Below are 22,635 nucleotides of genomic sequence, written 5' to 3'. Positions count from 1 at the left end.
CGGATAGACTATTCCGCCGCGACGCTCTCCAGCGTGGGGTAATCGATATAGCCCTCAGGCCCCTGGCTGTACCAGGTCGCCATATTATCCGGGTTGAGTGGCGCGCCCGTGCGCAACCGTTCGGGCAGATCGGGATTGGCGAGGAAGGTGCGGCCGAAGCTGATCGCATCCGCCACGCCCGAATCGAGCGCCGCTTGCGCGGTGTCGCCAAGATAATCCGAATTGAGCACCAGCGGCCCCGGGAAAACCTGGCGGATCTCGGGCGAGAGCCTTGGTTGATCGGAGCGGCCGAACGTGCCGTCAGGGCCGGGCTCGCGCAATTCGAGAAAGGCGATGCCGATCTCGGCGAGCGCCTTTGCGGCGGGAACGAACACAGCCTCGGGATTACTGTCCTTGACACCCTGTGAATTGCCGTTGGGCGACAGACGAACCGCGGTGCGATCAGCGCCGATGACCCCGGCGACGCGCTCGGTCACTTCGCGAAGCAGGCGGATGCGGTTTTCGGGGTGACCGCCATAATCGTCCGTCCGGAAGTTCGAATTGTCGCGCAGGAACTGGTCGATCAGATAGCCGTTCGCGGCGTGGATCTGGACCCCGTCGAAACCCGCAACCTTCGCATTCTTCGTCGCGCGCTCATAATCGTCGAGCAGGCCGGGGAATTCGTCGAGCCTGAGCGGCCGCGCTTCCTCATAATCCTGCTTGCCGTCATAAGTGTGCGCCTGGCCCGGCGCGGTGGTCGCCGAGGAGGACACGGGCTGGGCGCCGCCGATGCTCGAATGGACGATCCGGCCCATATGCCAGAGCTGCGCGACGATGCGCCCGCCTGCCGCATGGACCGCGGCGACGATCGGCTTCCAGGCCTCGGTCTGCTCATCGGTCCAGAGTCCGGGCGCGAAGGGCCAGCCGAGCCCCTGGCGGGAGATGCCGGTCGCTTCGGTGATGATCAGCCCCGCGCTCGCGCGCTGCGCATAATAATCGGCCATCAGCGGCTGGGGGACATGCTCGCGGGTCGCGCGGCCGCGGGTGAGCGGCGCCATCACAACCCGGTTGGGCGCAGCGATCGCACCGAAGCTGATCGGATCGAAGAGCGTGGGCATGAAAACTAGTTTCCTTTTGCTACCTGACGGCCTCGACATAGAGCGCTAAGGGGCGGCATGCACCAGCCTGCAGCCCCAAGAAAAACTGTGCCGTCACCAAATCCCGGCTCACGCCTGGCGCAAAACCCCGGCGCGCACCGCCTGGCGTTCGTGGCGCTGATCGTCGCCAATGTCGCGCTTGCTTTCGGCTCCTGGTTCGTGCGGCTTGCCGATACCGGCCCGGTCGCCTCGGGCTTCTGGCGGATCGCACTGGCGACGCCGGTGCTGCTCGGCCTCTCGCTGGCGAGCGGGTGGCGTCCGGAAAAGGTCGGGCGCGGGCTGCTCGCTGCGTTCGCGCTGGCCGGCCTGTGCTTCGCGGCCGATCTCGGCAGCTGGCATATCGGTATCCTGAAGACGACGCTCGCCAACGCGACGCTGTTCGGCAATTCGGCGACATTGTTCTTCCCGATCTACGGCTTCCTCGCGATCCGGGCCTGGCCGTCGCGAACCCAGGGGATCGCGCTGGCAATGGCCGGGGTGGGCGCGGCGCTGCTGATGGGCAGATCCTACCAGCTCGAGCCGCGCCACCTTGTCGGCGACCTGCTCTGCCTGCTCGCCGGGCTGCTCTACACTTTCTATTTCATCTTCATGGCGCGCGTGCGCCGCGCGATGGCGCCGCTGCCGGCGCTTGCGCTCGCGACCAGCGCGAGCGTCCTGCCGCTGTTGGCGCTTGCCCTCGTGATGGGAGACCGGATCTGGCCGCATGACTGGACGCCGCTGATCGCACTCGCCCTGGTCAGCCAGGTGTTCGGCCAGACGCTGCTGATCTATGCGCTCGGCCAGCTCTCGCCGCTGGTGGTCGGCATTGCGCTGCTCGTCCAGCCGGCAGTCGCGGCGAGCGTCGGCTGGGTCGTCTATGGCGAGCGCCTTGGCGCTGCCGATCTGATCGGTGCCGCGCTGGTGGCGATTGCCCTGGTTCTGGTCCGCCAGACCCCGACGCTTGCGCCGGTGGACGGCGAGCCTAGATAGAGTCCGAGGAGATTTCAGATGGCCGCCCTGCCCCAGGACCCGACGCTCGACGAGATTCGCGAAGGGCTCGCCGCGGGTATTGCCGCCAATGCCGCCTTTGATGGCTGGGGGGACGGCGCCCGCGATGCCGCTGCCGACGCCGCAGGCCTCGACCGCGATGTGGCGGCGGTCGCCTTCCCCGGAGGGGCGGTCGACATGATCGACGCATGGTTTGCGGAGATCGATCGCGCCATGGTCGAGGCGCTGCCGCCCGAAAGGCTCGCGACAATGAAGATCCGCGCGAAGATCACCGCGCTGGTCGAGGCGCGCCTCGCCGCGATCGGGCCGAATCGCGAGGCGCTACGCCGGGCGCTCGCGATCCTCGCCTTGCCGCAGAACCTGGTCCATGGGGCAAAGCTCGGCTGGCATGCCGCCGACCTGATGTGGCGCGCAGCCGGCGACACCGCGACCGACTATAATCATTATACCAAGCGCGCGATCCTCGCCGGCGTCTATGCAGCGACGATCACCGTCTTTCTCGATGACGAGAGCGCGGGCCACGCCGATACAAGCGCCTTCCTCGCCCGGCGGATCGAGGGGATCATGCGGTTCGAAAAGACCAAGGCGGGGTTCGTCGCCCGAACCGAGCATATGCCGAGCCTCTCGCGCTTTATCGGGCGGCTGCGGTATCCGGTCGTGTAAAGGCACAATGCGTATATTTACTCATTGCCTGGCCAATAGTTATTGATAATCACTCGCAGCATGGATATGTCCTCGCCTGTGATGATGCTCCCCAGCCTCGAATCGCTGCCGCAACGCCAGCGCGCCACCGTCGCATCGGTCGATTGGGCTGCACTGAGCGTGCCGGAAGCGCGGCGGCTGCGCGAACTCGGCTTTGACGAAGGCGTGGGTGTCGAGGTGCTGCACCGCGCGACGCTCGGCAAGGGACCAATCGCCTGCCGAATCGGCCGGATGACCGTCGCGTTGCGCCGTGCGGTTGCCGGCGCGATCCATGTTTCCCCGCTCGCCGGATAGATCGAACCACCCGTGAACGCTGCCCCGCTGGTGGCGCTGGTCGGCAATCCCAATGCCGGCAAGAGCGCCCTGTTCAATGCCCTGACGGGCGCACGCCAGAAGGTCGGCAACTATCCGGGCGTGACGGTCGAGCGGCATTCGGGGCGGCTCGCGCTGGCTGACGGTCGTCCGGTCGAACTGGTCGACCTGCCCGGCGCCTACAGCCTGGAGCCCTCGAGCCCTGACGAGCGCGTGACCCGCGACGTGGTGACCGGCACCCAGGCGGGCGAGCGCCTGCCCGATGCGCTGGTCGTCGTCGTCGACGCCGCCAATCTCGACAATCACCTGCGCTTCACGCTTCAGCTGATCGCGCTCGGACTGCCGATCGTGGTCGCGCTCAACATGTTCGACCTCGCCGAGCGCGACGGGCTGGTGCTCGACCCGGCGCGGCTTGCGGCTGAGCTGGGCGTGCCGGTGATTCCGACCGTCGCAGTGCGGCGGCGCGGGCTCGAAGAGCTGAAGGCGGCGCTGGCCGGCGTGATCGGCAGCGGCCCGATCCGGGTGCGGCCGAGCGAAGGCCATATCGGTGAGGATATCGTCACCCTCCAGCGCCGTGCGCGCATGATCGCGCTTGCCGCGACCGTATCCGAGACGCCGGTGCGGCGCTGGAGCCACGCGATCGACTCGGTCGCGCTGCATCCGGTCTGGGGCCTGGTGCTGCTCTTCACCATCCTGTTCGTGATGTTCCAGGCGGTGTTTTCCTGGGCGACGGTGCCGCAGGACGCAATCACCACCGGCTTCGCCGCGCTCCAGGGCCTGGTGAAGGAAGCGATGCCGCCGGGCATCCTGCGCTCGCTGATCACTGACGGCATCATTGCCGGCGTCGGCGCGGTGATCACCTTCCTGCCGCAGATCCTGATCCTGTTCTTCTTCATCCTGCTGCTCGAGGCGTCGGGCTATATGGTCCGGGCCGCCTTCCTGATGGACCGGATGATGGCGACGGTCGGCCTGTCGGGCCGCGCTTTCATCCCGCTGCTCTCCTCCTTCGCCTGCGCGGTGCCGGGCATCATGTCGACGCGCACCATCGAGGACGAGAAGGACAGGCTGACGACGATCCTGATCGCGCCACTGATGACCTGCTCAGCGCGCTGGCCGGTCTATACGCTCGTCATCGGCGCCTTCATTCCCGATACCAAGGTGCTGCCGTTCGTGGGGCTGCAGGGGCTGGTGATGTTCGCCCTGTTGCTGATCGGCATCGCCGGCGCCTATGTCGCCGCGCTTGTCCTGCGCAAGACGGTGACCAAGGGCGCCTCGTCGGGCTTCATGATGGAGATGCCGAAATATCAGTGGCCGCGGCTCGGCGACGTGCTGCTCGGGCTCTGGGGCCGGGCGATGATCTTCCTCAAGCGCGCAGGTACGATCATCGCGACGACCACCGTGATATTGTGGGTGCTGCTGAGCTTCCCGCAGGTGCCCGAAGGCAGCAAGGTGTCGCAGGTCAATTATTCGATCGCCGGGCGGATCGCCAATGGCGTGGCGGTGGTGGTGAAGCCGATCGGCTTCAACCGCGACATCGCGCTCGCCCTGATCCCGGCGATGGCGGCGCGCGAGGTGGCGGTGGCGGCGATCGGCACCGTCTATGCGATCGACAACCCGGAAAGCGATGCCGGCGGCGCGGCGATGGCCAGGAACCTCAAGGCGCAGTGGAGCCTGCCGACCGCGCTCGCCTTCCTGATGTGGTTCGTGTTTGCGCCGCAATGCATCTCGACCATCGCCGTCACCAGGCGCGAAACCAATGGGTGGAAATGGCCGGCCTTCATGGTTGGCTATTTGTTCGCGCTCGCCTACATCGCAGCAGGGGCGACTTATTGGGCCGCCGTGGCACTCGGATTGTAGGAAGAAGACTATGGCGGGCAGCGTCAACAAGGTGATCCTGGTGGGCAATCTCGGGCGGGACCCGGAGAGCCGTTCGTTCCAGAATGGCGGCAAGGTGGTGAATCTGCGGATCGCCACGTCCGAGACGTGGAAGGACAAGAATACCGGCGAGCGCAAGGAAAAGACCGAATGGCATTCGGTCGCGATCTTCAATGAAGGCCTGGCGAACGTCGCCGAGCGCTATCTGCGCAAGGGCAGCAAGGTCTATATCGAGGGCGCGCTGCAGACCCGCAAATGGCAGGATGCCTCGGGCGCGGACAAATATTCGACTGAGATCGTGCTCCAGGGCTTCAACTCGGTGCTGACGATGCTTGACGGCGCGCCCGGCGGTGGCGGATCGGGCGGCGGCTTTGGCGGCGGTGCCGGCCAGCGCGACGATTTCGGCGGCAATGAGGATTTCGGCGGCGGATCGTCGGGCTTTGGCGGCGGTGCGAGCCGTGGCGGCGGCGCGCCGGCGAGCAGCGGCCGGAGCAGCTTCGCCGACGATCTCGACGACGACGTACCCTTCTGACGTTTTCGCGCGTTCGATCAGCATGAGGGATATCGTTCCGGCCGCACCGGCCGCTGCATCTGGCTGGCGAATCGACGAGGCAGTCCGCGCCGAGGCACTGGTAGCGCATGATATCGAGTCGCTTCGAGACACCAGTGGACTGACCCGGATCACCGACTTCGCCGCCGCCTTGTGCGAGGCGCCGGTTGCGCTGGTCAGCCTGGTCGAGGAGCGGCGTCAGACCTTTCTGGCGCGAACCGGCCTCGACGCCACCGAGACGCCGCGCGAAACGTCATTCTGTGCCTTTGCGATGCTCGGCGACGCAGTGATGATCGTGCCCGACGCGTCTCTTGATCCGCGCTTTGCCGACAATCCGCTCGTCACGGGCGCGCCCCACATCCGCTTCTACGCCGGCGCGCCGCTGATCTCCGATGAGGGCGTGCCACTCGGCTCGCTCTGCGTGATCGACTCCAGGCCGCGCGAGGGGCTGACCCCGCTTCAGCATCAGGGCCTGGCGACACTGGCCGAAGCGGTCATGGCGCGGCTTCGCGACAGCCGCGGCGCCGCCTCCTGGCGCGAGACCGAGAACGCCACTCATCGCGCTCTCACCGAAAGCCATAACCGCTTCCGCGTGCTCGCCGACGCGATGCCGCAAATGGTGTGGTCCACCCTCCCCGACGGCTATCATGATTATTATAATGCGCGCTGGTATGAATTCACCGGCATGCCGGAGGGATCGACTGACGGCGAGGAATGGAACGGCATGTTCCACCCCGATGACCAGGCGCACGCCTGGGAGACGTGGCGCCGTTCGCTCGAGACCGGTGAGCCCTATCAAATCGAATATCGGCTGCGCCGTGCCGACGGTGCCTATCGCTGGACGCTCGGCCGGGCACTCCCCTTGCGCGACGAATGGGGAAAGATCATTCGCTGGTTCGGTACCTGCACCGACATCCATGAGCAGAAAGAGGCGAGCGAGGAGCGTGAGATCATCGCGCAGGAGCTGAGCCACCGGATCAAGAATATCTTCGCGGTGATCTCCGGACTGGTCGGCTTCGCCGCGCGCGCGAACCCGGAAATGAAGGGAATCGCCGAGGATCTGCGCGAGCGGATCACCGCGCTCGGCCGCGCGCATGATTTCGTCCGGCCGCACAGTGCGCGATCGCGGCCTTCAGCGGCGCAGAACAGCCTGCACGGCCTGCTCGACGAGCTCTTCCGCCCCTATCAGGCGGCCGATGCGCCACGCATCATGATCAGCGGTGCCGATATCGAGATCGACGATCGCTCGGCGACTCCGCTCGCCTTGCTGTTCCATGAGCTTGCAACCAACGCGACCAAATATGGCGCTCTTGCCGGCGATCACGGCCGCATCGCGGTCACCATCGCGCCGAGCGACGCCGGCGTTGCGTTGACATGGGTCGAAAGCGGCGGCCCGCGTGTCTCGGAACCGGTCTCAGCGCCCGGATTCGGCTCGCAGCTGATGGAACTGAGCGCGGTGCGGCAGCTTGGCGGCACCTTGACGCGCGACTGGCGGCCCGAGGGCCTGATCGTGAATATCGAGATTCCGCGGAGCGCCTTCAGCCGTCGCTGACTGAAGGATGATTATCAGCAGGCGCCGGCGGGCCGATCGAGCAGGATCAGATCGTCATTGGCGGCCGGCTCATTCAGCCCCGCGGCACTCGCCAGCGCTGCCGCCGCCAGGATCGCCGCCTCGCTGAACGGCTTGCGAATATAGCCGAGCGCTCCCTTGCCTTCGCCGATCTGGGCCGGATTGGCGGTGACGAAGACGACTTTCAGGCCATAATCGCGGGTCAAGGTCGTCGCGAGGCCGGGGCCGGTCGGCCCGTCGCGCAGATTGACGTCAACCAGGGCAAACTGGCAATCGCGCGCCGCCTCGATCGCGCCGTCGCTGTCAGCCGCGATCGCCGCGACCTTGTAGCCCGCATCAGTGAGGATGCGTTCCAGATCGAGCGCGACGAAGATCTCGTCTTCGACGATCAGGGCGGTGGCTGGCATGAATTCTCCAAAGAATATCATGCGATCAACCCCGGGTGCGGGTTGTAAGTTCCCTGATCCAGATCAATTTTTGAGCAGGAACACCGCATGTTCAGCGAAGAAATTGGCACCGGCCGAGGTCGTGCTCTTGTCGCCCGACAGGAACCACGCGCCCTCGACGGCGATCCCGCGCTCTTTCACAAAGGCGCGGAAATCGTCGATCGTGACGTGGTGGATGTTGGGCGTGTCATACCATTGCTCGGGCAATAGACGAGTCACCGGCATCCGCCCGCCCCAGAGCAGGGACGTCCGCACCCGCCAATGCGCGAAATTGGGAAAGGAAACAAAGGCGCGCCGGCCGATGCGGAGAAGATGCTCGAGCACCAGATCGGGCCGGCGCGTCGTCTGCAGCGTCTGGCTGAGGATCGCATAATCGAAGCTCGAATCGGGATAGCCGGCCAGATCCGAATCGGCATCACCCTGGATCACCGACAGCCCGCGCGAGACCGCCGCGGCGACATTGCCGGCGTCGATCTCGAGCCCACGCGCGTCGACGCCTTTGGTGTCGCGCAGCGCAGCCATCAGCGAACCGTCGCCACAGCCAACATCGAGCACGCGGGCGCCCGCCGCGACATTGGCGGCGATGATCGCGAGATCTGGGCGGAGAGCCGCCTGCACACTCATGACGCCACACCCTTATAGACGTCAGGGAAATGGCGCTGCATCAGCCGTGCTGCGTCTTCCAGGGGCGTCCAGCCGAGCGGCGCATACACACTGTGGGCATCGCGGGTGAAGAGAAGCCAGCGTCTCAGCCCCTGAAGATCGGGATGATCCTGCAGCCGCTGCACCATCGCGCGGGCGATGCCGCGGCCGCAATGCGCCTCGAGCACATAAACGTCAGCGAGATAGGCGAAGGTTGCCCGATCGCTGATCACCCGCGCGAAACCGATCTGCGCATCGCCGTGAAAGGCACCGACACAGAGCGAATTGGCGACCGCGCGCGCCACCGTCTCGCGGGGGATGCCCGCGGCCCAATAGCTGGTGCCGAGAAAAGCGTGGATCGCATCGATCTGCAGCTCGGCGGGATCGGTCGACAATCGGTAGGGCGCTGCGATCATGCGCCGGCCCTCAAAAAGCCGTCGATCACCCGGTTCATCCCGGGCGAATCGAGCAGGAAGGCGTCATGGCCGAAGGGCGAGTTCAATTCGACAAAGCTGACCGGCGCGCCGGCGGCGTTGAGGGCATGGACGATCGCGCGCGATTCGGACGTCGGATAGAGCCAGTCAGTGTCGAAACTGATCAGGCAGAAGCGCGCCTTGCTCTCCCTGAAGGCATTGGCGAGGTGGCCGCCATGCTCCTCCGCCAGATCGAAATAGTCGGTGGCGCGCGTGATGTAGAGATAGGAATTGGCGTCGAACCGGTCGACGAAGCTGATCCCCTGGTGGCGGAGATAGCTTTCGACCTGGAAATCGGCGTCGAAGCCGAAGCTCTTGGCTGAGCCGGTCTGGAGCCGGCGGCCGAACTTCTCCGTGAGCCCCGCTTCGGACAGATAGGTGATATGCGCGGCCATGCGCGCGACCGCGAGGCCGGCCGCGGGCGGATCGCCATCGGCATAATAATCGCCGCCGCGCCATTTCGGATCGGCCATCACCGCCTGGCGGCCGACCTCGTGAAAGGCGATATTCTGCGCCGTGTGGCGTGCCGCCGACGCGATCACCACGGCCGCGCGCACCCGGTCAGGGAAGGTCGCCGACCAGCTCAGCGCCTGCATCCCGCCCATCGAGCCGCCGATCACCGCGGCCAGGGTTTCGACGCCGAGATGATCGAGCAGCATTGCCTGGGCGCGGACCATGTCGCGGATGGTGATGACCGGAAAGCTCATCCCCCAGGGCTTGCCGGTCGCCGGATTGACCGTCGCCGGCCCCGACGAGCCGGTGCAGCCGCCGAGCACGTTCGCGCAGATGATGAAATGACGCGCCGGATCGATCGGCTTGCCCGGGCCGACCAGCCGGGTCCACCAGCCGGGCTTGCCGGTGACCGGGCTGATGCTCGCGACATGCTGGTCGCCGGTCAGCGCGTGACACACCAGGATCGCATTGCCGCCATCGGGGGCGAGCGTGCCATAGGTTTCGTAGCCGATATCGATCGGCGACAGCAGCGCGCCGCCATCGAGCCGGAGCGGCCCGGGCAATGTGGCATGGCGGTCAAGCCCGAAGCGCGTGTCGTCAAGCATCGCTGCGCGGGTTAGGGTTCAAACTCGCTCCCCGCAATGGCCGTGACAAGCGCCCGTTCAAGCGCGGTGCGCGGCAAGGATCGCTTCGGCCGCGAGGCGCCCGGTCTGCGCGCCGCCGTTCATATAGCCGGGATAGGCATCCGAAAGATGCTCGCCGGCGAACTGGACCGGACCGGACAGCGTCCGGTGGCGTGGCGCATCAGCGCCCTCGACCCAGACCAACTCGCTGAAACGGGTCAGCTGGCCGGGGCGGAAATTGACATAGGCGCCGAGCGTCAGCGGATCGCGGTGCCAGCCGGTCCGGCGGGCAAGGCCGGTCATCGCAGCGCCGAAGCCGGGAACGGCGGGCTCCGCCATCGCAGCAAAGCGGCGTGCGAGCGTGGCGGGATCAGCTGAATCGGCAGCGGTCACCTCGTCGCCGCCGAGGAACCAGGTCCAGACGCTGCCCGCCCCCTCCAAGGGACGAACGCCGCCATCCCAGCCAAGCGCGGTACCGGCGCCGGGGTCAGTCTGCCACAGCTCGCCACCCCTGCCGAAGGCCGTCTCCCAGGGCCTTGACGCCATGACGGCCTGGACCTTCTCGTTACAGCCGAGCTCGATCTCCCGGATGAACCGGCGCCATAGGGGCGGCAGGGGCACGCGGAAATCGATCGTCCGCATCAGCGGCGCCGGCACCGCGACGATGACCGCCCCCGCGTCGACGATGCTGCCGTCGAGAAAACAGAGCCTTGCACCGTCGCCCTGCGACTCGATCCGCGCAAGGCGCTTGCCGGTCTCGATCCGGTCCGCCAGCTTCGCCGCCATCGCCGCGATCAGGGCGCCGCTGCCGCCCTCGATCAGATAGCGCTCGTCGCTGCGGCCAAGCACGTCGATCCGTTCGCCCTCCACCGTCGGCAGGTTGAAGACCAGCTCGATCGCCGATGCCTGGCCCGGCTCGACGCCATATTCGGTGCGGCTGGTCGCCTCCATCAGCTGGCGCACCCAGGGCTGAGTCAGCTTGTCGGCATGGGCGTCGAGATAGGCGCTGATCGACAGGCGATCGAGATCACGCGCGGTGCCGGCATAATCCTTGTCGAGCCGGTCCGAATCAACGCCGATCTGCGCCGCGATCGGCCGCAATGCTTCGGCGAGCGGGCCCGCCGGCACCTCGGCGCCATTCGCCAGCACCAGGGTGCGATGCGCCTCGCTCTTGCGATCGATCAGCGCGAGGCCGAATTCCTTTACGAGGCGGTGCATGTCCGCATGGTCCGAATTGACGAGCTGGCCGCCAATCTCCATCGGAACGCCGCCATCCGCCGGCCGGTGCGTGAACATCCGCCCGCCCAGCCGGGGCCGCGCTTCATAGAGTCGAGCATCCATCCCCGCCCGGGTCAGGTGCCAGAGCGCGGTCATCCCCGCGATGCCGCCGCCGATGATCGCGACCCGGCCCTTGAGCGGTGCGGCATGGAGAGGCCGGGGCAGCGCGGCCGACAGGCCGGTAGCGCCGAGCGCGACCAGCACGGCGCGACGCGTCTGGCCCGGAGTGCCCTGGACGGGCGGCTTCTCGCCGGCGGCGGCAAGGTTCATCCGCCGCGCCTGGCCGAGCGCCTCCCAGAATGTCGAGCTGCCGCGCATCGAGCCTCCCCTTTCGGCTTCCCCCAGCGGGAGTATAGCGAAGCCGGTCCGGACTCCAGCCAGCTTGCCTTAATGGAGCCCTTCCGCCATGCGCGCGGTCATGCTGCCCTTTGCCCGCATCACCATCATCGGCATCGGCCTGATCGGCTCCTCGATCGCGCGCGCGGTGCGCGTCGAAATGCCGACAGTCCGGCTGACCGGCTATGACGCCGATCCCGAGGTGCGCGGCATCGCCGACCGGTTGCAGTTGTTCGACGACGTCACCGACACGGCAGGCGCGGCGGTGATCGACGCCGATCTCGTCATCCTGTGCGTACCGGTCGGGGCGATGGGAGCCGTCGCCGCCGAGATCGCCGCCGATCTTCCGGCCGACGCGGTCGTCAGCGATGTCGGCTCGTGCAAGGAAGAAGTCCTGCGCGCCCTCACCGAGGCGCTGCCCGGTGCGACGATCATCCCGGCGCACCCCGTCGCCGGCACCGAGCGCAGCGGCCCGGAGGCGGGCTTCGCCACCCTGTTCCACAAGCGCTGGTGCATCATCACCCCACCCGAGGGCGCAGACGCCCTCGCGGTCGAACGGGTCAGCGAGTTCTGGCGCCGGCTCGGCGCTGAAGTCGAGCTGATGGAGCCCGGCCATCATGACCGGGTGCTGGCGATCACCAGCCATCTGCCGCACCTCATTGCCTATACGATCGTCGGCACCGCCTCCGACATGGAGGAGGTGACGCGCAGCGAGGTGATCAAATATTCGGCCGGCGGCTTTCGCGATTTCACCCGCATCGCCGCCTCCGACCCGACCATGTGGCGCGACGTGTTCCTCTCCAATCGCGAGGCGGTGCTCGACATGCTCCAGCGCTTCTCCGAGGACCTCTCGGCGCTGCAGCGCGCGATCCGCTGGGGCAAGGGCGACGAGTTGTTCGAACTCTTCACCAAGACCCGCGCAATCCGCCGCGGCATCATCGAGCAGGGCCAGGATGATCCGGCGCCCGATTTCGGGCGGACGCACGACTGAAGCGTACAACCCGCTCGCGGTGATCGGCTGAGCTTTTCCCGCTGTTCCCCGCTGTTAATCGGCATTTTTTATTTTCGCCGCTGTTATGTTGGATTTTCCGGCCCATTTCTTCGCTTATTATCAACAGCTTGCCGGCAATCCCGCTGTTATTGAATAACAGCGGCGGAACAGCGGGAATAACAGCCACGATAACAGCGAGGAACAGCGGGCGGGAACAGCGGGCTGTTGGAAAGAACAGCAAACGCGTGCCGGCCTATGAAGCGGTCATGTCAAAGAGCCGGGCGGGACCGATCCAGCATCCCGCCCGCACGCGCTCTCCCATAGTCTCAGCCAGGGTTGAATCCGGCATGGGCCACCAGGTGGCGGCGTCGCTTCTATCCGCCCAGTTGCCCGCGCAGCGCGCCTTTCGGGAAGGCAGCATTGTGGATGTTGACATAATAGTCCGACGGTGTGGCGAGGATCGCGGCGATCACGGCCGGGTCGACTGGTTTGCACCCTGTCGAGCTGCCGGTCGCCGGCGGATCGAGCGGCACGACCACCGGGCCGGCAACCCCCGCCGCACCCTTGTGGATGTGCGCCATCGTCGCCGTGTCGATGCCGGCCACGCTCAGCGTGTAGCAGACCTGGCCCTTGGCAGCGTCGATCGTCACGCTCGCCGTGCCGGTGCCGTCGGGGTCGCCGGCCGGAACCTCGGCGGCGCCGGTCATCGCCACCTTGATCGTCACCGGGTCGGCGGCGAGCGCAGGGGCGGCCGCCATCGCCGTCGCCAGCAGTGCCAGGGTCATTCGCATCGAATCCTCCTCTTCTCAGCGCGCCAGCGCTAGCCCGTGCCGGCGCGATCATCATCCCGGAGGGAGTGTGTGCCCGGCCGGGCCGCATGGCAATGGAATCATCGGTCAATTGTGCCAAACCCGGGGCCGTCATCGATAGCTGACCACCTCATATTCGATGCCGTCCGGATCGAGGAAATAGAAGCGGCGGCCGGGCTCGTAATCGCCATGCGAGAAGGGCACCAGCCCGGCCGCGACGACCTTCGCCTCGGTGGCATCGAGATCGTCGACCTCGACGCCGACATGGTTGAGCGGACGGCCCTTGGCGAAGTCCTGGTCGGTATAGGTGACGTCATGGCCCGTATAGAGCGCCATATAATGCGCCTCGGTGCCGACATGGACGGTGTGGCCGCCGTCCCGCGCCGGGCCGCGCCACCGGACATACCAGCCGAACAGGCCAGCGAGCATGCCGGCGCTATGCTCCGGATCCCTGACCGTCAGGTTCACATGTTCGATTGCAAGCGATGCCATTTTCTTCTCCTGGATCGAGGCGGGAAACCCGCGATTTGCGAGTCGTACGACCTCAAGCTAAGGTGAGGTCAAGAGTCATTTTCCGGGAGGTCTGTCATGGCCGAATCGCCACTGTTGACGATCGGGGAGCTGGCGCGGCGAACCGGCATGTCGGTATCGGCGATCCGTTATTATGAGGCGCGCGGGCTGGTCGACGCGATCCGCACCAGCGGCAACCAGCGGCGCTTCCTGCGATCCGACATCAGGCGGCTGTCCTTCGCGCTGATCGGCCAGCAGCTCGGGCTGACGCTCGGCGAGATCGAGCGCGAGCTGGCGACATTGCCCCGTGGCCGCGCGCCCACCCAGGGCGACTGGCAGGCGATCAGCGCGCGCATCCGCGGGGCGCTCGAGGCCAAGATCGACATGCTCGAGCAGACCCGTGACCTGCTCGACGGCTGTATCGGCTGCGGCTGCCTCTCGCTCGATCGTTGCGCGCTCTACAATCCCGGTGACCGGGCGGCGCGGGCTGGGACCGGGCCGCGCTTCCTGATGGGCAATCGCGCGGGTGATTTCGCTGATTGAAAGGAACGCTACCGCGTCTCCAGCGCATTGATCGCCTCGTGCACCAGCCGCTCGGCCTCGGCGCGCGGAAGGCCCGGCGGGATCGGCTCGCCGAAGCGGAACGTCACCGTGCCGGGATGTTTGGGCCCGTGCCTCGGCCACACCAGCCCCGAATTGATCGCGACCGGAATCACCGGGATTCTGAGCATCTGATAAAGCCCGGCAAAGCCAGCGCGGAGCGGCGGCTGCTCACCCGGCGCGACTCGCGTGCCTTCAGGGAAGATCAGGATCGAGCGCCCGAGCGCGAGCTCAGCCTGCGCCTCGCGTACCATCCGCCTGAGCGCGCCCGCTGTCGCCTCGCGATCGACGACGATGACGCCATAGCGTCGCGCCGCCCAGCCCCAGACCGGAATCGACGCAAGCTCCTGCTTCATCACGATCGCGGGGGTGCGCAGCATCCGGCCGAGCTCGAGCGTTTCGTACATCGCCTGGTGCTTGGCGGCATAGATCACCGGCCCGTCGGCATAGAGCATGCCTTCGACGCGGCGGTGGATGCCGAGGATATGCTCGGTCGTCCAGCCATGGAAGCTGGTCCAGAGATGGGTATGGACGATCAGCGCCTTGCGCCCGAACATCGCCGTGATCGGCGTCAGCAGCACGATCGGCACCGAACCGAGATAGAAGACGATCATGAAGGCGATCGTGCGCACCCAGATCATTGGCCGATCCCGAGCCAGAGCGCCGCCCGGCGCAGCAGCAGCTTGTTATATTCAGCGACCAGCAGCGCGAGGCGCGGGTTGTTCGGCACCCCGTCGCCCAGCACCGTCACGTCGCTGCCCAGCGTGTTGCCGAGCTCGAGCCGGGCGCGGGCGAGGTGCCAGTCCGAGGTGACGATCCGGACCGAATGATAATGATGGTGCTTCACCCAGGAAGCGGTTTCCTCGGCATTGGAGCGGGTATCGACTGCCTCATGGCCGAGATCGATGCAGCAGGCGAACAGGGCCGGCGGGCTGTGATATTCGGCGGCGAGTTCGGCGGGACGCACCTCGGGCGCCACGCCGCTGATCAGCATCCGCTGCGCAAGATGCCTCTGGAGGAGCGCAATGCCGTGGTCGATCCGGCCCGGCGCGCCGGTCAGCACGACGATGCCGTCAGTCTTCACATCGCCGAGCGGCCCCGGCAGGGCGAGCAGGAACAGCACGAAGCCGAAGGCCCAGAGCAGGGCGATGGCGCCGAGGATGCGCGCGATCACAGGCTGCGCCTGAGCACGCCCAGCACCGCGAGCCGCGCGGCGACGGTTGCGAGCAGGGCAAAGGAGATCGGGAGCAACCCGAGCAGCACCCAATCGCGGCTGGACAGCGCCAGGCCCCCCAGCAGATCCGAGCCCAGCGTGGTGAGCTGCATGCCGACCAGCACGACGGTGCCGATCGCGAGCGCAGTGCCCAGCACTCCGCCGAACAGCGTGTCGAGCGCGATGCGGCGCTGGAACAGCCGCGCGACCTGGATATCGGTCGATCCGAGCATGTGCAGCACCTCGATCGTGTCGCGGTGAGTCTCGAGCCCGGCGCGCGCGGCGAGGATGACGACCGCCGCGGTCGCCCCCGCCATCAACAGCACCAGCCCCAGAGCGAGCCAGGTCATGAGGTTCATGAAATGGCTGACCGGCGACATCCACGCCTCATGGCGATCGACCCGGGCGGCAGGCGCTGCCGCCATGACGGCATGGGTCACCCGTGCGGCCGCAGCATCGGTGCCGACGCCGAGATCGACATCGATCATCGCCGGGATGGGCAGATCGGGGTCGGCACCGTCGCTGCCGAGCCAGGGCCTGAGCAATTCGGCAAGCTGCGTGCGGCTGACCTCGGTGGCCTTCACGACTTCGGGCAGGCGATGGAGCGTCGCCATGGCGGCCGCGGTCTGGGCCTCGCGGGCATGATCGACGGGTTCGACGATCTGGACCGTCAGCCGGCCGGCGAGCTGACGGTCGAGCAAGGTGGCGGCCGAAAGCGTGCCGAGCCCGAACGCCGCCGCCAGCACCGTCAGGAACAGCATGATCGCCATGATCCACGTCATCGCCCGCGTGCTGCGGCTCTCGTCGAGCAGGCGACGATCAGCGGCCGAGGTGATCAGGCGGACGCTCATGCGCCGCTTTCGGCCGGCGGGACGGGCGGGAAGCGCAGCGATCCGGTCGGATCGAGCAGCCGCCCCTTGTCGAGCCGCATCATATGCGCGCCCGGGATGCGGCCGAGCAGGTGGAAATCATGCGTGGCGACCACCACGGTCGTGCCGAGCCGATTGAGCGAATCGAACAGATGGAGCAGGCGCTCGGCCATGTCGGGATCGACATTGCCGGTCGGCTCGTCGGCGACGAGGATCTCGGGCCGGCCGATCACCGCGCGTGCGATCGCCACGCGCTGCTGCTCGCCGCCCGACAGGGTCGGCGGCTTGGCCTGGACCCGGTCGGACAGGCCGACCCAGGCGAGCATCTCGCGCACCGGCGCCTCGACATCGCTTTCCGGCACCCCCGAGACCCGCAGCGGCAGGGCGATATTGTCATAGGCCGAGAGATGCGGGACGAGCCGGAAATCCTGGAACACCACGCCGATGCGGCGGCGGAAGCCGGGCAGGCGCTTGCGCGGCAGGGTGACGGCGTCCTCGCCGAACAGGCGGATCAGGCCCCGGCTCGGGCGCTGCGCGAGATAAAGAAGCTTCAGCAATGACGTCTTGCCGGCGCCCGACGCGCCGGTGAGAAAATAGAAGGAGCCAGTCGACAGCGTGAAGCTGACGTCGGACAACGTCTCCTGGCTGGTGCCGTAGCGCAGCCCTACATTCTCGAACTGGACGATATTCGCCATTATTCGGCGTTGCCGCTCACTGATCGTTATGCCCCGCCCGCCATCGCACGATCGGGGCGCGCGCCACAAGGACGGGGTTTGCACCGCTGTCGGCAGATGGGACGAACAGCCCTTCTCTCTCCCTGAAGGCCGATCGCCCCTTACGGACAATCACGACCATTGCGGGAACAAACGACAGGGCTTAGTTCAAAGACGGGTGCCGCGGGTTCGCGGTGCCGGAAGCGGCCACCAATGATCCTCGAATGCAGCCAGTGCCGGACACGTTACCTCGTTCCCGATTCAGCGGTCGGGCCCGACGGGCGGACCGTGCGATGCGCGGCCTGCAAGCATAGCTGGTTCCAGCCGGGCCATGTGCTCGATCTGGTCGCGCGCGCCGAGGCGCCGCTGGCGCCTGCCCCTTCCCCGCCACCGCCACCCCCGCCGCCCCCGCCCGATGTCGTGATCGCACCGCCCGGCACGGCGCCGGACTATGACGCATTCGCCAACGAGCCCCCTTTCCGCCCCCGTCGCAACCCGGCGCGGCGTTGGACGATGGCCGCGATCGCCGCCGGCATCCTGATGCTGATCGGCGCGGGCGCGATCCTGTGGAGCGGCGCACCCGGGCTCGCCGACCGGTTCGGCCTGCAGCTCGGGCCGGCCGAGGTACCGCTCAAGATTGTCAGTAACGCAGTCGACCACCGCGATCTCGACAATGGCAGCCACATCTTCGCGGTCAGCGGCAAGGTCGTGAACCCGACCAGCACCCGCCAGCATGTTCCCGACATCCGGGTCGAGCTCAAGGATGCGCAGAACCGGGTGGTTTATGGCTGGATGATCCGGCCCGATGCGACGACGCTCGCGCCGCATGGCTCGGTCGAGTTCAACAGCGCGAAGCTCGATGTGCCGCTCAGTTCGAAGAATCTGGTGCTGAGCTTTTCAGGCGAAGCCGCGAGCTGACCAGGGCGAAGCGGCCGCCATGGAGCGCCGCCGCCGCGATCATCCCGGCGCCCGAGGCGTAGACGAGCCCGGGCAGCCCGAAACCGGCATGGACCAGCCACCAGCCCGCGCCGCCGGTCACCAGGAAATAGGCGATGATGCTGTTGATCCCCGCCGCGATCTGATCGCCGAGCGAGCGCAGCGCATAGACCAGCACCACCTGGACGCCGTCGAACAGGATGAAGGGCGCCCATAGGGGCACCATCGCCAGGGCGAGCCCCTTGACCTCGCCGGTCGCCGGGAACAGGCCGACCACGCCCGCCCGGCCGATCACCAGAAGCAGGGCGAGCAGCCCGGTGAGCAATGCAGCCACCCCGACCGCGATCAGCGTGCGGTGGACTGCAGCGGCGGGAGTGCCTTCGCCGACCGCATTGCCAGCGCGCACGCCCGCCGCCGAGCCGAGCCCGAGCGCGACGGCGAAGGTGACGTTATGGATCGAGAAGACGATCTGGAAGGCATGCGCGGCGGCGTCGCCGAGCTGGGTGGACAGCGCGATCAGGATCGAGAAGCCGGCCAGCTCGAGCCCCGAGGCGATCGCCGGGACAATGCCGAACCGGGCGAGCCGGGCGACGCCGACCGCTACCGTCGCCCAGGCCGCCGGGGAAAGATCATGGACGCCGCGACCCCGTGCCCGGGGCAGCGTCCATGCAGCGCCGAGCATGCCGGCCGCGCCGATCGCCGAGGCGATCGCCGTCGCGGTTGCCGCCCCGACGGCACCAAGCGCGGGCAGGCCGAGATGGCCGCCGGACAGCGCCCAGGCGAGCAGGGCGTTGAGCGGCAGGATCGAGAGATTGACCGTCATCACCCGGCGCGGACGGCTGACGCCTTCGAGGAAATAACTGGCCGCGACGATCACGAGCTGGAACGGAAAGGAGATGCCCATCACCCTGACCACCCGGGCTGCCTCGGGCACCAGCGCATCCGCGACCCCCATGGCGGCGAGCATCGGCGCAGCGAAGACGAGCAGGAGCAAGCCCATCGCGAGACCGAGCAATATGGCGAGCGCAAGCCCCTCGCGCAGCACGCCACCCGTGCGCTCCAGCTCGCCGGCGCCATCGGCGCGTGCGGTGAACACCAGCACGCCCGACAGGCCGGCAAGCCCGGCGACGATCGCGACGAAGGTCAGCGACCGGCTCGCCCCGAGCGCCGCGACCTCGCCGGTGCCGGCGAGCCCCACGACGATGACGTCAGTGACGTGCAGGATCGTCCAGTTGAGGCTGGTCAGCATAACCGGCCAGGCAAGCGCCAGGATGCGGCGCGTCTCGTCGGCGATCGGCCTGGCTGTGTGCGAAATCGGCATGCGGCGCTGGTAGCGGCGCGCCGGCCTCAGGCATAGCGGTGGCGATCGCCCTTCCTTTCCCAAAGGCGAGGGGGCCGGGTTGCTATCGGTGCAACACCTTGCTAGGGGCGCTCCCCTACCAGCTGCCGGGGCTTGTCCGGCGGTGTTTCACGTGCGGCCGTGGCGGAACTGGTAGACGCGCAACGTTGAGGTCGTTGTGGGCGAAAGCCCGTGGAAGTTCGAGTCTTCTCGGCCGCACCACATTCTCCTTTGATGGACCGAGAGTCCGGAGCGCGGACGGACAGATGTCCGTCCGCCGCTTATTTGGCGGCCGATAGAACCTTCGTGCAAAGCATTGGTACCTACGGATCGACCGCGCTGCTATGGCGTTGTGCAAGCGGTGCGGCATCCGTCTCACCTGCTCTCGAAAGCCATTCTTGCCTGACATCGTCGCTCATCTGAATGCGATCGGGACCGCGGTCCCGGATCACGATATCCACCACGCCTTCATCGACTGGGCACAGGAGCGGATCGCGGACGGCCGCTCGGCGAAGCTGTTCGCGCGGATGGCGGCGCGATCGGGGATCGAGCATCGCTGGTCAGTGCTCGAACGCACTCCGGGCGGCGGGTCGCCGGTCGCGACCACGGGCTTTTATGCCCGACCCCAGCTTCCCGGCACCGCCGAACGCATGCGGCTCTATGCCGAAACCGCGCCGGCGCTCGGGATCGCCGCGATCGAGGCGCTGGCGGCGCAGATACCTGTCCAGGGCATCACGCATTTCGTCGTCGCGAGTTGCACCGGCTTCGTTGCGCCCGGTATCGACCAGATCATTGCGCGGCGGATCGGGCTGTCCCCCGCGGTCGAGCGGCTGCTGATCGGCTTCATGGGCTGCTATGCAGCGGTCGCGGCACTGCGCACCGCGCGCCATATCGTCCGCTCCGATCCGCCCGCCCGCGTGCTCGTGCTGTGCGTCGAGCTCTCGACGCTTCATCTTCAGGCAGTGAACGAGATCGAGCCGCTGCTGGCGATGCTCCAGTTCGGCGACGGCGCCGCCGCAGCGCTCGTCACCGCCGAGCCCCGGGGCTTCGCCGTCGGCCAGCCCTTCGCGACGACGCTGCCCGATTCGGCCGAGCTGATCCGCTGGGACGTGACCGACAGCGGCTTCGCGATGCATCTCTCCGGCGAAGTGCCGGCCCGGATCGCGGCCGGGCTCGCCGACCCCGATTTCGCCGCTGCCGCGACCGGCGGCCGGGCGCCCGCCGAAATCGACGCCTGGGCGGTGCATGCCGGCGGCCGATCGATTCTCGACGCAGTCGAGCACAGCCTCCGCCTTCCCCCCGAAGCGCTGGCTGCCTCGCGTCGCGTGCTCGCCGATAACGGCAATATGTCGTCGGCGACCTTGATGTTCGTGCTCGCCCGACTGCTCGGCGGGCCAGTGATCGACGACGGCGTCGCGCTCGCCTTCGGGCCCGGCCTCGCCGCCGAGGGCTTCGGCTTCAGGAGTGCGGGATGACGAGCCTCGCCACCCGCGCCATCGCCGAGGAGCTGATGGACAGCGAGGATCTCGACGCAGCGACCTATGCCGCGGTGGTCGGCGATCTTGCCAAAGTGAATGTGGTGACGATGGCGGCGCGGCCGACGCTCGATTTCCTCGCCCGGGGAACACGCGGGATGGCGCGCTTCAAGCTGCTCGATGTCGGTTTCGGCGACGGCGACATGCTACGGCGGATCGCGCGCTGGGCGGCGCGGCGCGGGATCGCGGCCGAGCTGGTCGGGGTCGATCTCAACCCGCGCAGCGCGCCGGCCGCCGCGGCGCACACGCCCGGCGACCTACCCATCCGCTATGTGACGGGAGATTATGCGGATCTTGCCGGGCAGGGCTGGGATTTCGTCATCTCGAGCCTGGTCGCCCATCACATGACTCATCCCCAGTTGATCGCCTTTCTGCGCTTCATGGACACCGAGGCAGCGCGGGGCTGGCTGGTCAACGACCTTCACCGCCACGGCTTTGCGCATTGGGGCTTCCCGATTCTCGCCCGGCTGGCCCGATGGCACCCGATCGTCCGTCTCGACGGAACGCTGTCGATCGCGCGGTCTTTCCGCCCGGCCGAATGGCCGCCGATCCTCGCCGAAGCGGGCGTGACCGCTGATGTCTACCGCGCCTTTCCGTTCAGGCTGTGCGTCGAACGGCTGCACTGATCGTCGGCGGCGGGCCGGCTGGGGCGAGCGCGGCAATCATGCTCGCGCGGGCCGGAGTGCCGCATCTGCTGATCGAGCGGAGCCGCGAGACCGGCGACGCGCTGTGCGGCGGCTTTCTCAGCTGGCGCACGCTCGAATCGCTCCGCAGCCTTGGGGTCGAACCCGACGCGCTCGGTCCGGCACGGGTGACTCAGGTCCGGCTGTTCGCCGGCGGGAAAATGGCCGAGGCGCGGCTGCCCCGCCCGGCCCATGCCGTGTCGCGCCGCCATCTCGATTCAGTCCTGCTCGACCGCGCGGCGCGTGCCGGCGCGGCGATCGAGCGTGGCGTCATCGTCAGGGCGATCGACGGCACGACCGCCAGGCTGCAGGATGGCGCCGATCTCGCCGGCGATGCGCTGTTCCTGGCCAGCGGCAAGCATGACGTGCGCGGGCTCGGGCGTCCGGCGGGGGCGCGGGGCGCCGACCCGGCATTGGGGTTGCGGATCAGGCTCGGTCCCTCGCCGACGCTCCACCGGCTGGTCGACGGCGCGATCGAGCTGCATCTGTTCGACCGCGGCTATATCGGCGTGGTGCTCCAGGAAGACGGCAGTGCGAATTGCTGCATGGCAGTCCATCGCTCGCGATTGGCCGAGGCAGGCGATCCGGCGCGGTTGCTCGAGGCGCTGGCGCGCGAATGCCCCGCGCTCGGCGAGCGGCTGGGGCAGCGCAGCGGCAGCGAGCCGATCGATGCGGTGGCGAACATCCCCTATGGCTGGCGCGCGCACGGGGGCGTGGCTGGATTGTTCAGGCTCGGCGACCAGGCCGGCGTGATCCCGTCGCTCGCGGGCGAAGGCATGGGCATCGCGATCGCGAGCGGGATCCGCGCCGCGCGTGCCTATAGTGAGGGCGGCGCCGGCGCCGCGATCCCGTACCAGACCAGGCTTGCCCGCGACCTGGCGCCGCCGATCGGAATCGCGGGCATGATTCGCGCCGGTGCCGAGCACCCGCCTGTCGCGCGCGCGGCGGTGGCGATCGCCCGGCACCTGCCGGTGCTGACCGAGCTCGTCGCGCGACTGACCCGAATCAACCATTCGCACCTTGACCATCCGCCCAGAGCGCAGGAAAGCTGATC

The 22,635-nt window shown here is 67.6% G+C and carries 25 protein-coding genes and 1 tRNA gene; 13 read left to right on the top strand and 13 right to left on the bottom strand.

Features of this window, described 5'->3' with window-relative positions; translation table 11 throughout:
• Positions 1–8: 8 nt before the first annotated feature.
• On the bottom strand, positions 9–1,097 hold the full coding sequence (locus tag ABD050_RS07145; RefSeq protein ID WP_343888564.1) for an alkene reductase: 1,089 nt from the start codon (positions 1,095–1,097) through the stop codon (positions 9–11).
• Positions 1,098–1,154: 57 nt separating this feature from the next.
• On the opposite strand from ABD050_RS07145, the gene ABD050_RS07140 reads away from it, so the two are divergent.
• Genes ABD050_RS07140 through ABD050_RS07115 form a run of 6 tightly spaced genes read left to right on the top strand, consistent with a single transcriptional unit; the run spans position 1,155 to position 7,114 of the window.
• Positions 1,155–2,105: a DMT family transporter gene (locus tag ABD050_RS07140; RefSeq protein ID WP_343888563.1), complete on the top strand. Its 951-nt coding sequence runs from the start codon at positions 1,155–1,157 to the stop codon at positions 2,103–2,105.
• An 18-nt stretch (positions 2,106–2,123) separates the two neighbouring features.
• Positions 2,124–2,786 (top strand): COQ9 family protein, encoded by a 663-nt coding sequence (locus ABD050_RS07135; protein ID WP_343888562.1) that lies wholly within the window; start codon positions 2,124–2,126, stop codon positions 2,784–2,786.
• 60 nt (positions 2,787–2,846) lie between these two features.
• The gene (locus tag ABD050_RS07130) at positions 2,847–3,119 is read left to right on the top strand and encodes a FeoA family protein (RefSeq protein ID WP_343888561.1); all 273 of its coding nucleotides are present in this window, start codon (positions 2,847–2,849) and stop codon (positions 3,117–3,119) included.
• A 12-nt stretch (positions 3,120–3,131) separates the two neighbouring features.
• Positions 3,132–4,994, top strand: a complete 1,863-nt coding sequence (gene feoB, locus ABD050_RS07125) for a ferrous iron transporter B (RefSeq protein ID WP_343888560.1) — start codon at positions 3,132–3,134, stop codon at positions 4,992–4,994.
• A gap of 10 nt (positions 4,995–5,004) precedes the next feature.
• On the top strand, positions 5,005–5,544 hold the full coding sequence (gene ssb / locus ABD050_RS07120) for a single-stranded DNA-binding protein (RefSeq protein ID WP_343888559.1): 540 nt from the start codon (positions 5,005–5,007) through the stop codon (positions 5,542–5,544).
• 22 nt (positions 5,545–5,566) lie between these two features.
• On the top strand, positions 5,567–7,114 hold the full coding sequence (locus ABD050_RS07115) for a sensor histidine kinase (RefSeq protein WP_343888558.1): 1,548 nt from the start codon (positions 5,567–5,569) through the stop codon (positions 7,112–7,114).
• A 14-nt stretch (positions 7,115–7,128) separates the two neighbouring features.
• Here ABD050_RS07115 and ABD050_RS07110 read toward each other — a convergent pair whose 3' ends face one another.
• The 5 genes from ABD050_RS07110 to ABD050_RS07090 form a co-directional block, all read right to left on the bottom strand.
• Positions 7,129–7,539, bottom strand: a complete 411-nt coding sequence (locus ABD050_RS07110) for a response regulator (protein ID WP_343888557.1) — start codon at positions 7,537–7,539, stop codon at positions 7,129–7,131.
• Between the two features lie 63 nt (positions 7,540–7,602).
• On the bottom strand, positions 7,603–8,202 hold the full coding sequence (gene metW, locus ABD050_RS07105; protein WP_343888556.1) for a methionine biosynthesis protein MetW: 600 nt from the start codon (positions 8,200–8,202) through the stop codon (positions 7,603–7,605).
• Positions 8,199–8,636 carry a GNAT family N-acetyltransferase gene (locus ABD050_RS07100; protein ID WP_343888555.1) on the bottom strand — a complete coding sequence of 146 codons (438 nt, stop codon included), beginning with the start codon at positions 8,634–8,636 and terminating at the stop codon, positions 8,199–8,201. Before ABD050_RS07100 ends, metW begins: the two co-directional genes overlap by 4 nt.
• Positions 8,633–9,751 (bottom strand): homoserine O-acetyltransferase MetX, encoded by a 1,119-nt coding sequence (metX, locus tag ABD050_RS07095; protein ID WP_343888554.1) that lies wholly within the window; start codon positions 9,749–9,751, stop codon positions 8,633–8,635. Before metX ends, ABD050_RS07100 begins: the two co-directional genes overlap by 4 nt.
• A 57-nt stretch (positions 9,752–9,808) precedes the next feature.
• On the bottom strand, positions 9,809–11,365 hold the full coding sequence (locus tag ABD050_RS07090; RefSeq protein WP_343888553.1) for an FAD-dependent oxidoreductase: 1,557 nt from the start codon (positions 11,363–11,365) through the stop codon (positions 9,809–9,811).
• A 100-nt stretch (positions 11,366–11,465) separates the two neighbouring features.
• Between ABD050_RS07090 and ABD050_RS07085 the strand changes: the two genes are divergently transcribed.
• Complete coding sequence (locus ABD050_RS07085) at positions 11,466–12,374, top strand: prephenate/arogenate dehydrogenase family protein (protein WP_343888690.1); 909 nt, start codon at positions 11,466–11,468, stop codon at positions 12,372–12,374.
• A 374-nt stretch (positions 12,375–12,748) separates the two neighbouring features.
• Here the strand turns inward: ABD050_RS07085 and ABD050_RS07080 are convergent, their stop codons facing one another.
• Together ABD050_RS07080 and ABD050_RS07075 are read right to left on the bottom strand one after the other, a co-directional pair.
• Positions 12,749–13,165 carry a CHRD domain-containing protein gene (locus tag ABD050_RS07080; protein ID WP_343888552.1) on the bottom strand — a complete coding sequence of 139 codons (417 nt, stop codon included), beginning with the start codon at positions 13,163–13,165 and terminating at the stop codon, positions 12,749–12,751.
• A 129-nt stretch (positions 13,166–13,294) separates the two neighbouring features.
• A complete protein-coding gene (locus tag ABD050_RS07075; protein ID WP_343888551.1) occupies positions 13,295–13,675 on the bottom strand; it encodes a VOC family protein in 381 nt (126 codons plus the stop codon).
• Positions 13,676–13,771: 96 nt separating this feature from the next.
• Between ABD050_RS07075 and soxR the strand changes: the two genes are divergently transcribed.
• Positions 13,772–14,236, top strand: coding sequence for a redox-sensitive transcriptional activator SoxR (gene soxR, locus ABD050_RS07070; RefSeq protein ID WP_343888550.1), 465 nt, complete (start codon positions 13,772–13,774; stop codon positions 14,234–14,236).
• An 8-nt stretch (positions 14,237–14,244) separates the two neighbouring features.
• On the opposite strand, the gene ABD050_RS07065 is transcribed toward soxR, so the two are convergent.
• The 4 genes from ABD050_RS07065 to ftsE are packed head-to-tail and all read right to left on the bottom strand — an operon-like array spanning position 14,245 to position 17,070.
• Positions 14,245–14,934: a lysophospholipid acyltransferase family protein gene (locus tag ABD050_RS07065; RefSeq protein WP_343888549.1), complete on the bottom strand. Its 690-nt coding sequence runs from the start codon at positions 14,932–14,934 to the stop codon at positions 14,245–14,247.
• Complete coding sequence (locus ABD050_RS07060) at positions 14,931–15,467, bottom strand: YdcF family protein (RefSeq protein WP_343888548.1); 537 nt, start codon at positions 15,465–15,467, stop codon at positions 14,931–14,933. The genes ABD050_RS07065 and ABD050_RS07060 overlap by 4 nt, the downstream gene beginning before the upstream one ends.
• On the bottom strand, positions 15,464–16,357 hold the full coding sequence (locus tag ABD050_RS07055; RefSeq protein WP_343888547.1) for a cell division protein FtsX: 894 nt from the start codon (positions 16,355–16,357) through the stop codon (positions 15,464–15,466). The genes ABD050_RS07060 and ABD050_RS07055 overlap by 4 nt, the downstream gene beginning before the upstream one ends.
• Positions 16,354–17,070: a cell division ATP-binding protein FtsE gene (gene ftsE, locus ABD050_RS07050; protein ID WP_343888546.1), complete on the bottom strand. Its 717-nt coding sequence runs from the start codon at positions 17,068–17,070 to the stop codon at positions 16,354–16,356. The genes ABD050_RS07055 and ftsE overlap by 4 nt, the downstream gene beginning before the upstream one ends.
• A 231-nt stretch (positions 17,071–17,301) precedes the next feature.
• Between ftsE and ABD050_RS07045 the strand changes: the two genes are divergently transcribed.
• Positions 17,302–18,006, top strand: coding sequence for an MJ0042-type zinc finger domain-containing protein (locus tag ABD050_RS07045; RefSeq protein ID WP_343888545.1), 705 nt, complete (start codon positions 17,302–17,304; stop codon positions 18,004–18,006).
• Here ABD050_RS07045 and ABD050_RS07040 read toward each other — a convergent pair.
• Complete coding sequence (locus ABD050_RS07040) at positions 17,957–19,345, bottom strand: MATE family efflux transporter (protein ID WP_343888544.1); 1,389 nt, start codon at positions 19,343–19,345, stop codon at positions 17,957–17,959. The genes ABD050_RS07045 and ABD050_RS07040 overlap by 50 nt on opposite strands.
• Before the next feature lie 153 nt (positions 19,346–19,498).
• Here ABD050_RS07040 and ABD050_RS07035 point away from each other — a divergent pair.
• The 4 genes from ABD050_RS07035 (at position 19,499) to ABD050_RS07020 (ending at position 22,633) form a co-directional block, all read left to right on the top strand.
• Positions 19,499–19,585: transfer RNA gene (locus ABD050_RS07035), tRNA-Leu, on the top strand.
• 176 nt (positions 19,586–19,761) lie between these two features.
• Entirely contained in the window at positions 19,762–20,838 is a 1,077-nt protein-coding gene (locus ABD050_RS07030) for a type III polyketide synthase (RefSeq protein ID WP_343888543.1), read from the top strand.
• The gene (locus ABD050_RS07025) at positions 20,835–21,524 is read left to right on the top strand and encodes a methyltransferase domain-containing protein (protein WP_343888542.1); all 690 of its coding nucleotides are present in this window, start codon (positions 20,835–20,837) and stop codon (positions 21,522–21,524) included. Before ABD050_RS07030 ends, ABD050_RS07025 begins: the two co-directional genes overlap by 4 nt.
• On the top strand, positions 21,503–22,633 hold the full coding sequence (locus ABD050_RS07020) for an NAD(P)/FAD-dependent oxidoreductase (protein WP_343888541.1): 1,131 nt from the start codon (positions 21,503–21,505) through the stop codon (positions 22,631–22,633). The genes ABD050_RS07025 and ABD050_RS07020 overlap by 22 nt, the downstream gene beginning before the upstream one ends.
• Positions 22,634–22,635 lie beyond the last annotated feature (2 nt).

It is taken from the genome of Sphingomonas oligophenolica (assembly GCF_039522915.1).
Classification (GTDB): Bacteria; Pseudomonadota; Alphaproteobacteria; order Sphingomonadales; family Sphingomonadaceae; genus Sphingomonas; species Sphingomonas oligophenolica.
Note: the sequence above shows the minus strand (reverse complement) of the source record. Positions and strands in the feature narration are given on the sequence as shown.

Excerpts from the sequence above, each read along its gene's own strand:
- ABD050_RS07145 (WP_343888564.1), bottom strand. The coding sequence starts at position 1,097 with ATGCCCACGCTCTTCGATCCGATCAGCTTCGGTGCGATCGCTGCGCCC.
- ABD050_RS07140 (WP_343888563.1), top strand. The coding sequence starts at position 1,155 with ATGCACCAGCCTGCAGCCCCAAGAAAAACTGTGCCGTCACCAAATCCC.
- ABD050_RS07135 (WP_343888562.1), top strand. The coding sequence starts at position 2,124 with ATGGCCGCCCTGCCCCAGGACCCGACGCTCGACGAGATTCGCGAAGGG.
- ABD050_RS07130 (WP_343888561.1), top strand. The coding sequence starts at position 2,847 with ATGGATATGTCCTCGCCTGTGATGATGCTCCCCAGCCTCGAATCGCTG.
- ssb (WP_343888559.1), top strand. The coding sequence starts at position 5,005 with ATGGCGGGCAGCGTCAACAAGGTGATCCTGGTGGGCAATCTCGGGCGG.
- ABD050_RS07115 (WP_343888558.1), top strand. The coding sequence starts at position 5,567 with ATGAGGGATATCGTTCCGGCCGCACCGGCCGCTGCATCTGGCTGGCGA.
- ABD050_RS07110 (WP_343888557.1), bottom strand. The coding sequence starts at position 7,539 with ATGCCAGCCACCGCCCTGATCGTCGAAGACGAGATCTTCGTCGCGCTC.
- metW (WP_343888556.1), bottom strand. The coding sequence starts at position 8,202 with ATGAGTGTGCAGGCGGCTCTCCGCCCAGATCTCGCGATCATCGCCGCC.
- ABD050_RS07100 (WP_343888555.1), bottom strand. The coding sequence starts at position 8,636 with ATGATCGCAGCGCCCTACCGATTGTCGACCGATCCCGCCGAGCTGCAG.
- metX (WP_343888554.1), bottom strand. The coding sequence starts at position 9,751 with ATGCTTGACGACACGCGCTTCGGGCTTGACCGCCATGCCACATTGCCC.
- ABD050_RS07090 (WP_343888553.1), bottom strand. The coding sequence starts at position 11,365 with ATGCGCGGCAGCTCGACATTCTGGGAGGCGCTCGGCCAGGCGCGGCGG.
- ABD050_RS07085 (WP_343888690.1), top strand. The coding sequence starts at position 11,466 with ATGCTGCCCTTTGCCCGCATCACCATCATCGGCATCGGCCTGATCGGC.
- ABD050_RS07080 (WP_343888552.1), bottom strand. The coding sequence starts at position 13,165 with ATGCGAATGACCCTGGCACTGCTGGCGACGGCGATGGCGGCCGCCCCT.
- ABD050_RS07075 (WP_343888551.1), bottom strand. The coding sequence starts at position 13,675 with ATGGCATCGCTTGCAATCGAACATGTGAACCTGACGGTCAGGGATCCG.
- soxR (WP_343888550.1), top strand. The coding sequence starts at position 13,772 with ATGGCCGAATCGCCACTGTTGACGATCGGGGAGCTGGCGCGGCGAACC.
- ABD050_RS07065 (WP_343888549.1), bottom strand. The coding sequence starts at position 14,934 with ATGATCTGGGTGCGCACGATCGCCTTCATGATCGTCTTCTATCTCGGT.
- ABD050_RS07055 (WP_343888547.1), bottom strand. The coding sequence starts at position 16,357 with ATGAGCGTCCGCCTGATCACCTCGGCCGCTGATCGTCGCCTGCTCGAC.
- ftsE (WP_343888546.1), bottom strand. The coding sequence starts at position 17,070 with ATGGCGAATATCGTCCAGTTCGAGAATGTAGGGCTGCGCTACGGCACC.
- ABD050_RS07045 (WP_343888545.1), top strand. The coding sequence starts at position 17,302 with ATGATCCTCGAATGCAGCCAGTGCCGGACACGTTACCTCGTTCCCGAT.
- ABD050_RS07040 (WP_343888544.1), bottom strand. The coding sequence starts at position 19,345 with ATGCCGATTTCGCACACAGCCAGGCCGATCGCCGACGAGACGCGCCGC.
- ABD050_RS07025 (WP_343888542.1), top strand. The coding sequence starts at position 20,835 with ATGACGAGCCTCGCCACCCGCGCCATCGCCGAGGAGCTGATGGACAGC.